Raw genomic sequence first — 14,360 nt, 5'->3', positions numbered from 1 at the left:
GGCGCGAGCACCCTCCAGAACCCTGTAGACTTCTTCTCGGCCGGTCGGGGAAACCCTCGGGAAACCGCCGGTCATGGTGGGTATAGCTCAGACGGTAGAGCACCTGGTTGTGGTCCAGGATGTCGCGGGTTCGAGTCCCGTTACTCACCCTTTCAGCTCAGGCCCCGGTTCCTTGCGAACCGGGGCCTGAGTCGTACTCCCGACCGTCATGACCACCAGGAGCCCTCGATGACGTCCCGCTTCCTCAGGCAGGCGGGGGCGTCCGTCCTCGCCCTGGAGATCGGCTACGTCCTCCTCATCCAGCTGGCCATGGTGCTGTTCACGCCGGACACCGCCGAGATCGACCACACCGATCCGAGGAGCTCCGGCGCCGTCCTCCTCTTCCTCGCGGCCGAAGCCGCCGTGGCGGTGGTGATGCTCTGGAGCGCGGCGGTGCTCGGGCTCGACTCCTTCAGGGGCAGGGGCCCCCGCTGGGCCCGGGTCGCGGCGCTCGGCGCGGCGGCGGCCCTGCAGGTGTTCGTCGTCCGGGAGGCCGTGTCCAACGCCCTGGCACGCGAGGGCGGACCGGACCTCGTCATCAACTGGGTGATGGTGCTGCTCGCCCTGGTCGCCATCGCCGCGTGCGGCCTGGGGCTCCGGGGCGAGTTCGGCAGGGCGCGGCCCGCGACCTGACGGCGCCCTCCACCCCCACTCGTGCGGCTCAGGCCCCGGTTCGTCGCGAACCGGGGCCTGAGCCGTTCCGGCCGGCGCCGCCCTCAGAGGCACGCGCGACACCCCGCCGGGGGACGTGCGACACCCGCAGGGGTCGAACAGGCATCACTGGCTCACCCGTTCGGGTGAGGCGTTGCCCCTCTCCCTCCACCACCCTGTTAGCGTCCCCTTATGTCCACTATCCTCACTATTCGCCCTGTTTGGGCGAGGTGAGGGCGGATGGGAGTCCTCCGTGACAACCCCGAACTCGCCCTCTTCCTCTGCCTCTCGGCCGGCTATCTCGTCGGCAAGCTCCGGGTCGGCCCCATCACGCTCGGCGGCATCTGCGGAACCCTGATCGTCTCGCTGCTCGTCGGCGCCTGGACGAAGCTCACCATCTCCGACGACGTGAAGACGATCTTCTTCGCGCTCTTCATCTTCTCGCTCGGCTACATGGCCGGCCCCCAGTTCTTCGCGAACCTCAACAAGAAGAGCCTGCGGTACTTCGCCCTCTGCCTGATCGAGGTCGTCTGCGTCGTCGGCATCGCGCTCGGCCTCGCCGAGGCCTTCGACCTGGACGTCGGCACCGCCGCGGGCATCCTCGCCGGGGCCGCCACCGAGTCGGCGGTCGTCGGTACGGCCACCGAGGCCATCGGCAACCTGTCCGACCTGACGCAGGAGCAGATCACCCAGTACCAGGGCCATGTCGCCACCGCGTACACCGTCTGCTACCTCTTCGGCCTCATCACCATCGTCATCTACACCAGCCAGATCATGCCGATGATGATGCGGATCAACCTCCGCGACGCCTGCCGCGAGCTGTGGGAGAAGATGCGCGGCTCGGGCGGCGGCCTGGAGGACGACGAGCGCGAGGCGCTGCCCGGCATGGTCGGCCGGACGTTCCTGGTCACCCAGGCGGACGGCGCCAGGGTCGGCGATCTGGAGCGCTCGCTCGGCGGCCGGGTCACCGTCGAGGCGGTGAAGCGGGGCAGCAAGGTCCTCACCCCTCCCCCGCCCGACTTCGAGCTGACCCTCTCCGACCTCGTGCTCACCGTCGGACGGCGGGCCAACATCATCGAGGCGGGCCGGGTCATCGGCCCCGAGACCCCGGCCGTCCCCGGCCTGGACACCCCGCTCGCCACCACCCAGATCTCGCTGACCGACAAAAACGCGGCCGGCAAGTCCCTGGACACCCTGTCCAAGGAGCACCCGGAGTTCTCCTCCGGCGGGGTGTACGTGACGGACGTGCTCCGCAACGACCAGCACCTGCCCGCGACCCCCGAGACCGTGGTGGCCCGGGGCGACGTCCTCACCCTGGTCGGCGCCCGCGCGGGCCTCGGCAAGCTGGCGTCCAAGGTCGGCGCGGTCGTCAAGAACGACGCCACCGACTTCATCTACCTGGGTCTCGGCATCGTCTGCGGCTCGCTCCTCGGCCAGGTCGTGGTCACGTTCGGCGACGTCCCCATGTCGCTCGGCACCGGTGGCGGCTGTCTGATCTCCGGCCTGCTCTTCGGCTGGTTCCGGTCCCGGATGCAGACCTTCGGCGCGTTCCCCCCGCAGGCCGCCGCCACCCTCAAGGACATGGGCCTGGCGATCTTCATCGCGTGCACGGGCCTGGTGTCGGGCCCGCAGGCCTGGCCGCTGCTCAAGGAGTACGGGGCGCTGCTGCCGTTCGCCGGGATCGCGATGGTCCTGATCCCCGCGACGATCTCGCTGTTCGTCGGCCGCAAGCTCCTGAACATCGAGAAACCGCTGCTCATCGGCGCGATCGCCGGCCAGCAGTGCTCGACCCCGGCCATCACCTCGGTGACCCAGGTCGCCCAGAGCTCGGTCCCGATGCTCGGCTACACCATCACGTACACGCTCTCGAACTTCCTGCTTCCGCTGACCGGCCCGCTGCTCGTCGGCATCCTCGGAGCGTGAGGGGCACCCATGATCGACTTCCTCAACCGGAACATCTTCCAGCCCCACCCCGAGCTGCTCGTCTTCATCACCGTCGCGATCGGCTTCCTCTTCGGCAAGCTCCGCTACAAGGCGATCGCGCTCGGCGCCGTCACCGGCTGCCTGGTGGCCGGCCTGCTGCTCGGGGCGCAGTTCAAGGTCACGATCGACGGCACGGTGAAGAACCTCTTCTTCACGATGTTCCTCTTCGCCCTCGGCTACAAGGTCGGCCCCCAGTTCTTCCGCGGCCTGAAGAAGGACGGCATGCCGCAGGTCGTCAACGCCGTCGTCGTCTGTGTGACGGGACTCCTGGTCTCCTGGGGCTTCGCCGTGATGCTCGGCTACGGCCCCGGGCTCTCCGCCGGCCTGCTGGGCGGCGCGCTCACCCAGTCCGCGGTCATCGGTGTCGCCCAGGACGCCATCGGCAACCTGCCCGGGCTCTCCGCCGAACAGATGAAGACCGAGGAGAACCTGGTCGCGATCGGCTACGCCGTCACCTACCCGCTCGGCACCATCCTCTGCGCGATGCTCCTCGCCAACGTCCTGCCCAAGCTGTACAAGCGGGACCTGGCCGAGGAGTCCGCCCGGATCGCCAAGGAGCTCGACGCCCCGGGCGACGACCCCGACCTGGCCGAGGGCTACTACGAGGTCGTCCTCCGCGCGTACCGGATGGACCGCTCGCCGCTGGCCGGCCGGACCATCGACGACTTCGAGAACCAGCAGAAGGAGCTCGGGCGCCGCATCTACATCACCCGGGTCCGGCGCGAGGGGCTGATCCTCGCCCACGACCAGGGGACGGTGCTGCGCCCCGGCGACGTGGTCGCCGTCAGCGCCCTGCGCGGGGCCCTCGTCGACTTCGACCCCCGCGCCCACATCGGTCCCGAGACCGACGACGTGGAACTGCTCGGCTACCAGACGGAGACCCTGCACGTCGTCGCCTCGGAGAAGGCGCAGCTCGGGAAGTCGATCGCCGACCTGCGGCGCGAGCCCTTCATGGTCGGCGTCTACATCGACAAGATCTACCGCTCGGGCGCGGAGTTCCCGTACCGGCTCTCCACGACGCTGGAACGCGGCGACACGGTGATCCTCACCGGGCCGAAGCGCCTGGTGGACCCGGCGGGCAGGGCGATCGGCACACCCGTGCCGACCTCCTTCGCCACCGACATGCTCTGGGTCGGCCTCGGCATCTTCCTCGGCGGGTGCATCGGCATCCCGGCGCTGACCGTGTCGGGCGTGCCGGTCTCCCTGTCCACCTCGGGCGGCGCGCTGATCATGGGCCTGGTCTTCGGCTGGATCCGCGGCAAGTACCCGACGTACGGCAATGTGCCGCCCGGCGCCCAGTGGTTCATGGACACCCTCGGCCTCTGCCTCTTCATCGCGGTCGTCGGCATCAACGCCGGCCCCAGTTTCACCAGCGGCCTCTCGACGGCCGGCTGGGGGCTGCTCGTCTGGGGCGCGGTGGCGACGGTGGTCCCGCTGCTCGTGGGCTTCGGCGTCGGGCACTACATCCAGAAGATCCGCTTCCCGGTCCTGATGGGCGTCCTGGCCGGCGGCCAGACGACGACCGCGGCGATCGGCGCGATCAACGAGCAGTCCAGGTCCCAGATCCCCACTCTCGGCTACACGATCCCCTACGCGGTGGGCAACGTCCTGCTGACCATCTGGGGCGCCGTGATCGTCATCCTCACCCACTGAGCCGACCGCCCCCCCTCCCGTACGTAAGGAAGCCACCGTGCCCAGGACCACCTTCACCCGCGAGGAGATCAAGTCCTTCGCGCAGCTCTCGCCGTTCGAGCTGAAGGACAAGTTCATCCAGCTCGCGCAGGCCGCGCAGGCCGACAAGCCCGGCCAGAAGGAGAAGTCGCAGGCCCAGATGCTCAACGCGGGCCGCGGCAACCCGAACTGGGTCGCCACCGGCCCCCGCGAGGCCTTCTTCGCCCTCGGCTACTTCGCGCTCTCCGAGTCCCGCCGGGTCTGGACCGCCGACAACCTCGGCGGCATGCCCGAACTCCGGGGCTCCGGAGACCGCTTCGACGCCTTCGTGCGGCAGCACCCGGACCTGCCCGGGATCGAGCTGCTGCAGAGCTGTGTGGAGTACGCGATCGAGCGCTTCGGCTTCGGCAAGGACGCGTTCGTGCACGAGCTGACCGACAGCACGATCGGCGACAACTACCCCGTACCGGACCGGATGCTGCCGCACGCCGAGCAGATCGTCCGCGGCTACCTCGACGACGAGATGTTCGGCAAGCGGCCGCCCGCCGGGACCACGTCGCTCTTCGCGACGGAGGGCGGCACGGCCGCCATGTGCTACATCTTCGACTCCCTGATGAAGAACGGGATCCTGCGGAAGGGCGACCGGATCGCCCTGATGGTGCCGGTCTTCACCCCGTACATCGAGATCCCCGAGCTCGATACGTACGACTTCGACGTCGTGACGGTCAACGCGAGCCTCTTCACCGAGACCGGCGTCCGCGAGTGGCGCTACCCGGCCGAGGAGGTCGCCAAGCTCGCCGACCCCTCGGTGAAGATGGTCTGCCTCGTGAACCCCTCGAACCCGCCGTCGCTCGCGCTGAGCGAGCGGGTCGCGAGCCAGATCCAGGACATCGTCGCCACCACCAACCCGAACCTGCTGATCGTCACGGACGACGTGTACGGCACCTTCGTCGAGGGCTTCCGCTCGATCGCCGCCGACCTGCCCCGCAACACGCTCCTCGTGTACTCGTACTCCAAGCACTACGGCTGCACCGGCCACCGGCTCGGCGTCATCGCCCTCCACGACGACAACGTCGTCGACGAGATGCTGGCGAACCTGCCGCGGGACGAGAAGGAGCTCCTGGACAAGCGGTACGGGACGCTGTCCCTGGAGCCGGCGAACATCCGGTTCATCGACCGCCTGGTCGCCGACTCCCGCCAGGTCGCCCTCAACCACACGGCGGGCCTCTCGCTCCCCCAGCAGGTCATGATGTCGCTGTTCTCGCTCTTCGACCTGCTGCCCGAGGGCCAGGCCTACAAGGAGAAGATCCGCGGCATCGTGCGCCAGCGCCTCGACCTGCTCCTCGAGGGCGCCCAGATGAAGATCGCCGAGGACGTGAAGCGGGCCGGCTACTACATCGAGCTCGATCTGCTCGCCGAGGCCGAGCGGGTGCACGGGAAGGACTTCGCGGACTTCCTGGAGAAGGAGTACGAGCCGGTCGACCCGCTGTTCCGGCTCGCCGAGCAGACCGGTGTCGTCCTCCTCAACGGCGGCGGGTTCGACGGCCCCGAGTGGTCGGTCCGGGTGTCCCTCGCCAACCTCGACGACCTGGACTACCTGAAGATCGGCCACCATCTGCGGGCGATCTTCAACGACTACGCCGAGGAGTGGAAGGCCGCCCGGGCCTGACGGCAACGGACGGCTCCGGACGGCTCCGGACGGCTCCGGACGGCTCCGGACGGCTCCGGACACAGGGGTGCGCGCCCCGGCCGGGAGGTGGGGTGTCTCCGGCCGGGGCGCGCGGTGTGGGGGGCGCGATGGCTCCTGGGGGGGGACCGACTGGTCCGGGGGGGGCGGACCGACTGGTCTGTGGGGGCGGACCGACTGGTCTGTGGGGGCGGCTACTTGTAGGCGGCGAAGGCCTTCGTGAACGCCAGCGGCTGCTGGAGGATCGAGGAGCAGGTGGCGTCGGCGCGGTTCACGGCGCCGTCCGGGCACTGCTTGTCCCGGGTCGAGGACCACATCGAGAGCCAGCCGATGCCCTTGGACTTCGCGAAGTCGACGAGCTGGGTGGCGTCGTCGACCCTGAAGACCTCGCTCACGACGTCGTTGACGCCGATCATCGGGGTGACCGCGACGGCCTTCCAGGCGGCCGCGTCGGAGAGCCCGAGGACGCCCTTGATCTGCGCCTGGGTCGCGGTCGCGGCCTGGACGGCGTACGTGCCCATGTCGGCGCTGTAGGCCGGCCCGTAGTCCATCGCCATGATGTTGACGGCGTCGACGCGGACCCCGTTGCGCTTGGCGTCGGCGAGCAGGTCGACGCCCGGCTGGGTGAGGCCCTCGGGCATGACGGGCAGGGTGAAGGAGACGTTCAGGCCGGGGTGGGACTTCTGCAGCTGGGCGATCGCCTGCGAGCGGCGGGTGTTGGCCGCGGTGTCGGGCAGGGCCGCGCCCTCGACGTCGAAGTCGACCTTGGTCAGCTTGTACTGGTCGACGACCTTGCCGTACGCGGCGGCCAGCGCCGAGGACGAGGAGCAGTTCAGGGCCAGCTCGTGCCCGGCGGCGCCGCCGAAGGAGACCCGGACGTCGCCGCCCTTGGCACGCAGGGCGCCGATCTGGGCGGCGACCCTGTCGTTCGCCAGGTCGGTGACCCCGCCCCAGAGCGGGGCGCAGGAGCCGCCGGAGGTGATGAAGGCGAGGTTGAACTCCTTCACGCCGGTGGCGTCGGCGGTGGCGAGGAGGTCGTAGGCCGGGTAGAGCGAGGTGTCGACGTACGGGGCGAACCGGGCGGCGGCGACGGGCCCGCCGGTCGCGGTCGCCGTGGGGGTGGGGGTCGGCGTGGGGGTGGCCGTGGGCTTCGGGGGCGCCGTGGTGGTGGGGGTGGCGGTCGGCCTGGGGCTCGTGGTGGCGGTGGCGGTCGGCTTCGGGGTCGCGGTGGGGGTGGGGGCGGTCGTGGTGGGGCGGCCGCTGGGGGTGGGGGCGGTGCCTCCGGCGGAGCAGGCCGCCTTGTTGATCCGGCAGCCGGCGGGGTCGCCGGCCTGTCCGGCGGCGGAGGTGACGAAGCCGACGGTGACCGACTGGCCGGGCGCGAGCTGCTTGTTCCAGCCGGCGGGCTTCACGGTGACGTGGCTGCCGGAGACGGTGTGCTCGCCGTTCCAGAGGGAGCCGATGGTCGTGCCGGCCGGCAGGTCGAACTCCAGGGTCCAGTCGGACTGGGCGGCGGAGGTCTCGTTGGTGACGACGTACTGCCCGGTGTAGCCGCCGGTCCACGAGCTGGTCCTGGTGTACGCGGCGCCGACGGCGGCGGCCTGGGCCGTACCGGTGAGCGCGAACGCGGCACCGCCGACGACCGCGGCCGCGACGAGCGCTCCGACGGCCTTGGTCCTGGTGCTCGCCCTGCGCCGGTGCGAACTGGTGCCCATCGCGTGCCTGCCTCTGCGTGCTGGGGGGTGGGGAAGGGGTGCGGCAGCACGCTAGCGACCGGGAAACGGACAAACCGGCGTCCGTGGACGCGCGTGGGGATCCTTAGGCTCCGCTTAAGGAAGGCATCGGAGCCAGGAAAGGTTGAGGGGCCGACGCCGGTCTGGGGAGGGGCCGTGGGGGTGGCGGTGGCGGTGGCGGTGGCGGTGGGGATGTCGTCAGTGCTCGGCGGCCCTGCGGGTGCCGGTGCCGCCGCGCCGCCGCCGGGCCGGGCGGTGGCCGCGGCGGCCGGTCGCGCCGCCCGTGCCACGCCCGTCGAGGCCGATCCAGATCCGGACCTCCGTACCGCCGAGCACCGAGTGCCCGATGCGGACGTCGCCGCCGGTGGTCTCCGCCATCCGCCGGACGATGTCCAGGCCGAGGCCCGTGGAGCCGTCCCTGGCCCCGCTGTTGCCGCGGGCGAGGGCGGCCGCCGGGTCCTCGATGCCGGGGCCCGCGTCGGAGACGAGGACGATGACGGCATCCTCGCCGTTGTGGACGTCGATCGAGAAGGCCGTGCCCTCGGGGGTGTGCCGGAAGACGTTGCCGAGCAGCGCGTCGAGCGCGGCGACGAGTTCGGGGCGGGCGACCGGGATGCGGACCGGGCGCTCGACGCCCGCGACGCGGACCCGGCGCCCCTCGTCCTCGGCGAGCGCCGACCAGAACTCCATCCGCTCACGCACCACTTCGGCGGCGTCGCAGCCCGCGCCGGGCCCGGTCGCCTGGGTCTGCGGCTTCGCGTCCCGGGCGGTCCTGATGATGATGTCGACCTCGCGCTCCAGCTGCTCGACGGCCGCGCGGGTCTGCTCGGCGGCCGGACCCGAGCCCAGCGAGGCCGCGTTGAGCCGGAGCACGGTGAGCGGGGTGCGCAGCCGGTGGGAGAGGTCGGCGGCCAGCTCCCGCTCGTTGGCGAGGAGTTGGACGACCTGGTCGGCCATCGAGTTGAACGCGACGGCGGCCGACTTCAGTTCGGGCGGCCCCTCCTCGGGAACGCGGGCGCCGAGCCTGCCCTCGCCGAGGTCGTGGGCGGCGCCCGCGAGCCGCTGCGCGGGCTGGACCATCCGGACGCCGAGCCGGTCGGCGACGGCGACGGAGCCGACGATCAGGGCGATGCCGACCCCGGCGAGGACCAGCCAGGAGGTGGCGACGCCGTTGGACACCTCGCCCTCGGCGACGAAGAGTTCGACGACGGCGACCTCGCCGCTGCTGAGCGCGGTGGGCTGGAGCAGCGCGAAGCCGCCCGGCACCTCGGCGATGGACGCCCGGCCGAGCCGGCGGGTGGCGGCCAGCTCCTCCTCGCCGGCCCGCCGGGTGCCGATCTCCAGGCCCGTACCGCCGGGTTCGGTGGCCGGCACATGGACGGCGAGCCGCCCGGCGGCGCCGTCCTCGGTGGTGGCGACGGCCTTGTCGAGCTCCTCGCGGTCGGTGGTGATGGCGAGCACGGGGGCGAGGCCGGCGGCCCGCCGTTCGGCGTTGGAGAACGCCCGGTCGCGGGCCATCTCCTTGACGACGAGCCCGAGGGGTACGGCGAAGGCGACGACGACCATGGCGGTGACGGCGAGCGACACCTTGACGAGCGCCCATCTCACGGCTGCGGCTCCCGGGGCGGCTCCAGCTTCACGCCGACTCCGCGCAGGGTGTGCAGATAGCGGGGCCGGGCGGCCGTCTCGCCCAGTTTCCGCCGCAGCCAGGACAGATGGACGTCGATGGTCTGGTCGTCCCCGTACGACTGCTGCCACACCTCGGCGAGCAGCTCCTTGCGCGGGACGACGACGCCGGGCCGCCCGGCGAGGAAGGCGAGCAGGTCGAACTCCCGCCGGGTCAGGTCCAGGGGCGCCCCGTCGAGTTCCGCCTGCCGGCGCAGCGGGTCGACGGTGAGCCCGCCGACCCGGATCACCCGCGGCGGCGGCGCCTCGCCCGCGCCGGACCGGGCCCGGCGCAGGACGGCGGCCATCCGGGCCGAGAGGTGGTCGACCGAGAACGGCTTCACGAGGTAGTCGTCGGCGCCCGCGTGGAGGAGCCGTACGATCTCCGCCTCGTCGTCCCGGGCGGTCGCGATGATCACCGGTACGTCGGTGATCCCGCGGAGCATCTTGAGCGCCTCCGACCCGTCCAGATCGGGCAGTCCGAGGTCCAGGATGACCACGTCGAACCGGAAATGGGCGACCTCGCGCAGCGCCTCCAGAGCCGTACCGACGCTCCGTACCGTGTGGGACGCCTCGGAGAGCCGGCGGATGAGGGCGGAGCGCACGAACTGGTCGTCCTCGACCACGAGCACACTTGCCATGGGCGGCACCGTACGCCATTCGGGGGAACGGGAGGCAAGGAGCACCCTGCGGTGAGGGCGGGGACCACGTGGTGCAGTATGGCCCCGATGCGAAGAGGACTCGTGCACGCCCTGGCCTGGTCGCTCGCCACCGGCGCGGCGGTCACGCTCTCCTGGTGGGGAGTGCACACGGTCATGTCCGGAACGGTCTACGACCCCCCGCGCGCGCTGCCCCTGCCGGCCGGCGGCACCGGTGAGGCGGACCCGGACGGGAACGATCCGCTGTCCTCCTCGACCCAGCGGCCCGAGACCGTCGAGCCCACGGCCGCCGTCACGAGGATGCCGACGCCGAGCAGCGGCCGTTCGACCGCGGCCGCCCCGTCGTCCACCCCGTCCACGGCCCCCTCGCGGACGGCGAGTCCGACGACGCAGGCGCCGCCCGTCACCGCGCCGCCGGCCGAATCGGACGTGAAGACCTACACGGTGGACGGCGGCCGGGTCACCTTCGACCTGGGCGAGAACTCGGCCGAGCTGGTCTCGGCGATCCCCGCCTCCGGCTGGCAGATGCAGGTGTGGAAGCAGACGACCTGGATCCGGGTCACGTTCACGGCGAACGGCCGCGAGCTGTCCGTCTTCTGCGTCTGGCACGACACCGCGCCCCGCGTGGAGATCGACGACCGCGCGGTCTGACCCGGCGCCCCGGGCGACCGGCGGGTCAGCGGAAGACGGACGCGGGCGGTACGGGTGAGGGCTTGGCGCTCGCGTCGGTGACCGGCACCGCTCCCCCGGCGAAGTCGGCGAGGGCCCGGCCGTGTTCGACCCGGCCCGGGTGCGGGTCGGTGGCGACCCGGCGGGTCAGCTCCGCCACCGGCAGCTCCCGCTCGGAGGCCAGCAGCACCGCGTTGCCGAAGCGGCGGCCGCGCAGCACCGTCGGGTCGGCCGCCAGGGCGAGCTCGGGGAAGACGGCCGCGGCGGTGGCGATCTGGCCGCGGAGGTGCGTCAGCGGCGGGCCGTCGGCCAGGTTCGCGGCGTACCAGCCGCCGGGGCGCAGCACCCGCCGCACCTCGCCGAGGAACTCGGTGCTGGTCAGATGCGCGGGGGTGCGGGCCCCGCTGAACACGTCGGCGATGACGAGGTCGGCCCAGCCGTCCTGGACCTTGGCGAGCCCGGCGCGGGCGTCGGTGGAGCGGACCCGGATCCGGGCCCCCGCGTCGAGCGGCAGCTCCCGGCGGACGAGCTGCACGAGGAGCCCGTCGACCTCCACGATCTGCTGCGTGGAGCGGGGCCGGGTCGCGGCGACGTACCGGGCGAGGGTGAAGGCGCCGCCGCCGAGGTGGACGACCTGGAGGGGCCGGTTCGGCGGGGCGACGAGGTCGGCGATGTGGCCGAGGCGCCGCTGGTACTCGAAGCCGAGGTGGGCCGGGTCGTCGAGGTCCACATGGGACTGCGGGGCGCCGTCGATGAGGAGGGTCCAGGCGCGGGGGCGCTCCCGGTCGGGTATGAGTTCGGCGAGCCCGCCGTCGACGGTCTCGACGACGGAGGCGGCGGACGCCGCCCGGTCGCGCTGCTTGTTCCTGGCCACGGGCCCATTATCGGCGCTTTCGCCCCGGCCCCGCCCGACGGCCCCGTCCGACGGCCCCGGGAGCGCGGCGCCGCGGCCCGCGCGACCGCCGTCAGTGACAGCCGTCGGCCGCCTCGATGAGCCGGGCCGCCTCGCCGAGCGCCTGGCGCAGGACGACGGGATCGGTGACGGGGTCGGTGTCGCCGGGGGGCAGCAGCCAGCCGGCGGGGCGGGGCGCGTCCCCGGCCGGCTCGGGCAGCTCCGGCAGCTCGGGGAGGCGCAGGCCGCGGCCCGAGGTCCGGGTGCACGCGCTGCCGGGCATGTCCCACCCGGCGGCCGTGCCGGGCGGGACGAGGAAGCCGAGGGTGTCGCAGGCGCCGTCGTGGACGACGGGGCCGACGGCGGGGCCCGCTCCGCGCCGCAGGATGTCGACGGCCTCGAGACCCTGCCGGACCGGCACGGTCACCAGGTCCCAGGGCTCGGCGGGCTGCTGGGCGGCGGCCGGAACCGGACCGCGGTCCTGGGGGGTGGCCAGGGACGCGCGGGCGTCCGGGGCGGGCACGTGGCGCGTGGCCGACTGGGAACCGATCTCCGACATGGGACCCCTCCTCGCTCCTGAGGAGACACGTTCCGTCTCTCCCTTACGGTTCAACGCCCGTGCGCGTCAACGGCTACGGCGCCATGCCGCCGCAAAGGATGGCAGTTCATGGCAGATCACAGGCGAGATATCCGATTTGTAGCCAAACGCTGTGTAGGCATCCGGTCACAGCAGGTACGTTCTTGCCGCCGGACCACCCGGCAGCACAGGAGAGGGCTCGGCCATGGCGATGTCACGGGCAGTTCCCAATCTCGCCTTCCGCCGGCTCCGCGGGCAGCACTCGCCGGCGGAGTTCGCCGCGGCGGTCCGCCGGGCGGCGCGGGAGATCGGCGAACAGGTCGCGTGCGACGCCCGCTACATCGGGCGCGTGGAGGCAGGCGAGATCCGCTGCCCCAACTACGCGTACGAGCGGGTCTTCCTGCACATGTTCCCCGGTCTGGGCCTCTCCGACCTGGGCTTCTCCGCGCGGGAGACGGTGCGCGGCCGGCGGCAGCCGGTCGCGGCCGGGGCTCCGCCTCCCGCGGCACTCCCGACCCGGAACGATGAGGAGAGCGACGTGCTGCGTCGCGCATTCATGACGAGCGGCTCCGCCACCCTGGCGGCCGCCTCGCTGGGACTCGGCGGCCCCGCCGTCGCGATCCCCGCCCCCCGCGGCACCCACCGGATCGGCGACGCCGAGGTCCGGGCCGTCGAGGACGCCGTCCGGCAGATCCGTCTGCTCGACGACCGGCACGGCGCCGACGGGCTCTACAAGGTCGCCGCCCACCCGCTCCGGGCCGCGTACGCGCTGCTCGACACGGGCACCATGACCCGCCGCTCCACCGAGGACCGGCTGCACGCGGGCGCGGGCGAGCTCTCCCTCTCGGTGGGCTGGCTGGCCCACGACTCGGGCCGCCACGACGACGCCCGCTCCCACTACGCCGAGGCCCTCGCCACCGCGCGCGTGTCGGGGAACGCGGCCCTGGAGGCGCACGCCTTCTGCAACACGTCCTTCCTCGCCCGCGACACCGGGCGGTACCGGGAGGCGGTGCGGGCGGCGCAGGCGGGCCTGCGGGCCGCCCAGGCGCTGGACTCGGCCCGGCTGCTGTCGCTGCTCTCGCTGCGGGAGGCCGCCGCGTGGGCCGGCCTCGGCGACCGGTCGGCCTGCGAGCAGGCGCTCGGCCGCGCGCACGGCTTCTTCGACCGGGGCCCGGCGGACGACGACCCCGAGTGGATGTCGTTCTTCGGGGAGCCGGAGCGGGAGGCCCTGGAGGCCCAGTGCTGGTCGGCCCTGGGCGACTGGGGCCGGGCGGCCCGGCACTCCCACCGGGCCGCCGTCCTGCAGAACCCGCACTTCGCGCGGAACCTGGCGCTCTACCGCGCCCACCTCGCCAAGAACCTGGCGCACGCGGGCCGCCCCGACGAGGCCGCGGCGGAGGCGAAGCGGGTGGTGGACTCCCTGGAGGGCATCGCGTCCGCCCGGATCCGCGGGATGCTCGTCGACACCCGCCGGGCCCTCGCCGCGTACTGACCGGCGGCCGGCGGCTACTGCTCCAGGTGCCCGGTGTCGTTCCAGCGCTCGATCGCGGGGGCGCCGTACGCCCAGCCCAGGACGGACAGGCTCGTCGGGTCGAGGCGGATGCGGGAGGCGAAGGAGACGTCCTCGCCGAGCCAGCGGGCGCCGATCGACCGCAGGATGTGGCCGTGGGCGAAGACCAGCACGTCGCGGTCGGCCGAGCGGGCCCAGTTCACGACCTCGTCGGCCCGGTCCGACAGCTGCGCCAGGGTCTCGCCGTCCGGCACCGCGTCGCGCCAGATGAACCAGCCCGGCCTGATGTCCTGGATCTGCGGCGGGGTCAGCCCCTCGTACGCCCCGTAGTCCCACTCCATCAGCGCGTCCCAGGGCTCCGCCCGCTCACCGAGACCGGCGATCTCGCAGGTCTCGCTCGCGCGGACCAGGGGGCTCGTGCGCACCTCCACGCCGGGCAGTCCCTGCCAGGGGCCGCGGTGCAGGCGCTCGCCCAGGAGCTTCGCGCCGCGCCGCCCCTCGTCGAGCAGCGGGATGTCGGTCCTGCCGGTGTGCCGGCCGAGAAGTGACCACTCGGTCTGGCCGTGCCGGGCGAGCAGGATGCGCGGTGCCATGGGAAGGATCTCCAGGGGTTCACGGTGCGGA

Annotated in this window: 12 protein-coding genes and 1 tRNA gene; 7 read left to right on the top strand and 6 right to left on the bottom strand. The window is 72.6% G+C overall.

The window, feature by feature from the left end; translation table 11 throughout:
- The first annotated feature begins 76 nt into the window (after nt 1-76).
- The 5 genes from AMK27_RS27735 (at nt 77) to AMK27_RS27715 (ending at nt 6,013) form a co-directional block, all read left to right on the top strand.
- A tRNA-His gene (locus tag AMK27_RS27735) sits at nt 77-149 on the top strand.
- Nucleotides 150-228: 79 nt separating this feature from the next.
- Entirely contained in the window at nt 229-672 is a 444-nt protein-coding gene (locus tag AMK27_RS27730; protein WP_073913613.1) for a hypothetical protein, read from the top strand.
- Nucleotides 673-930: 258 nt separating this feature from the next.
- The gene (gene aspT, locus AMK27_RS27725) at nt 931-2,613 is read left to right on the top strand and encodes an aspartate-alanine antiporter (protein WP_073913611.1); all 1,683 of its coding nucleotides are present in this window, start codon (nt 931-933) and stop codon (nt 2,611-2,613) included.
- 9 nt (nt 2,614-2,622) lie between these two features.
- On the top strand, nt 2,623-4,326 hold the full coding sequence (gene aspT / locus AMK27_RS27720) for an aspartate-alanine antiporter (RefSeq protein WP_073913609.1): 1,704 nt from the start codon (nt 2,623-2,625) through the stop codon (nt 4,324-4,326).
- 37 nt (nt 4,327-4,363) lie between these two features.
- Complete coding sequence (locus AMK27_RS27715; protein WP_073913607.1) at nt 4,364-6,013, top strand: bifunctional aspartate transaminase/aspartate 4-decarboxylase; 1,650 nt, start codon at nt 4,364-4,366, stop codon at nt 6,011-6,013.
- A gap of 212 nt (nt 6,014-6,225) precedes the next feature.
- Here AMK27_RS27715 and AMK27_RS27710 read toward each other — a convergent pair whose 3' ends face one another.
- The 3 genes from AMK27_RS27710 to AMK27_RS27700 all read right to left on the bottom strand — a co-directional run bounded on the left by AMK27_RS27710 (nt 6,226) and on the right by AMK27_RS27700 (nt 10,070).
- On the bottom strand, nt 6,226-7,746 hold the full coding sequence (locus AMK27_RS27710; protein ID WP_073913605.1) for a glycoside hydrolase family 18 protein: 1,521 nt from the start codon (nt 7,744-7,746) through the stop codon (nt 6,226-6,228).
- A gap of 216 nt (nt 7,747-7,962) precedes the next feature.
- Nucleotides 7,963-9,372 (bottom strand): sensor histidine kinase, encoded by a 1,410-nt coding sequence (locus tag AMK27_RS27705; protein WP_073913603.1) that lies wholly within the window; start codon nt 9,370-9,372, stop codon nt 7,963-7,965.
- Entirely contained in the window at nt 9,369-10,070 is a 702-nt protein-coding gene (locus AMK27_RS27700; RefSeq protein ID WP_055604237.1) for a response regulator transcription factor, read from the bottom strand. The genes AMK27_RS27705 and AMK27_RS27700 overlap by 4 nt, the downstream gene beginning before the upstream one ends.
- 78 nt (nt 10,071-10,148) lie before the next feature.
- On the opposite strand from AMK27_RS27700, the gene AMK27_RS27695 reads away from it, so the two are divergent.
- Nucleotides 10,149-10,739 carry a hypothetical protein gene (locus AMK27_RS27695; RefSeq protein ID WP_073913602.1) on the top strand — a complete coding sequence of 197 codons (591 nt, stop codon included), beginning with the start codon at nt 10,149-10,151 and terminating at the stop codon, nt 10,737-10,739.
- Between the two features lie 25 nt (nt 10,740-10,764).
- On the opposite strand, the gene AMK27_RS27690 is transcribed toward AMK27_RS27695, so the two are convergent.
- Both AMK27_RS27690 and AMK27_RS27685 read right to left on the bottom strand, forming a co-directional pair.
- On the bottom strand, nt 10,765-11,631 hold the full coding sequence (locus AMK27_RS27690; protein WP_073913599.1) for a spermidine synthase: 867 nt from the start codon (nt 11,629-11,631) through the stop codon (nt 10,765-10,767).
- A gap of 91 nt (nt 11,632-11,722) precedes the next feature.
- Nucleotides 11,723-12,208, bottom strand: a complete 486-nt coding sequence (locus AMK27_RS27685) for a hypothetical protein (protein WP_073913598.1) — start codon at nt 12,206-12,208, stop codon at nt 11,723-11,725.
- Between the two features lie 223 nt (nt 12,209-12,431).
- On the opposite strand from AMK27_RS27685, the gene AMK27_RS27680 reads away from it, so the two are divergent.
- Nucleotides 12,432-13,718 carry a transcriptional regulator gene (locus AMK27_RS27680; RefSeq protein WP_073913595.1) on the top strand — a complete coding sequence of 429 codons (1,287 nt, stop codon included), beginning with the start codon at nt 12,432-12,434 and terminating at the stop codon, nt 13,716-13,718.
- 14 nt (nt 13,719-13,732) lie between these two features.
- Here the strand turns inward: AMK27_RS27680 and AMK27_RS27675 are convergent, their stop codons facing one another.
- On the bottom strand, nt 13,733-14,329 hold the full coding sequence (locus tag AMK27_RS27675) for a histidine phosphatase family protein (RefSeq protein WP_073913594.1): 597 nt from the start codon (nt 14,327-14,329) through the stop codon (nt 13,733-13,735).
- Nucleotides 14,330-14,360 lie beyond the last annotated feature (31 nt).

The organism is Streptomyces sp. CB02009, assembly GCF_001905825.1.
Classification (GTDB): Bacteria; Actinomycetota; Actinomycetes; order Streptomycetales; family Streptomycetaceae; genus Streptomyces.
Note: the sequence above shows the minus strand (reverse complement) of the source record. Positions and strands in the feature narration are given on the sequence as shown.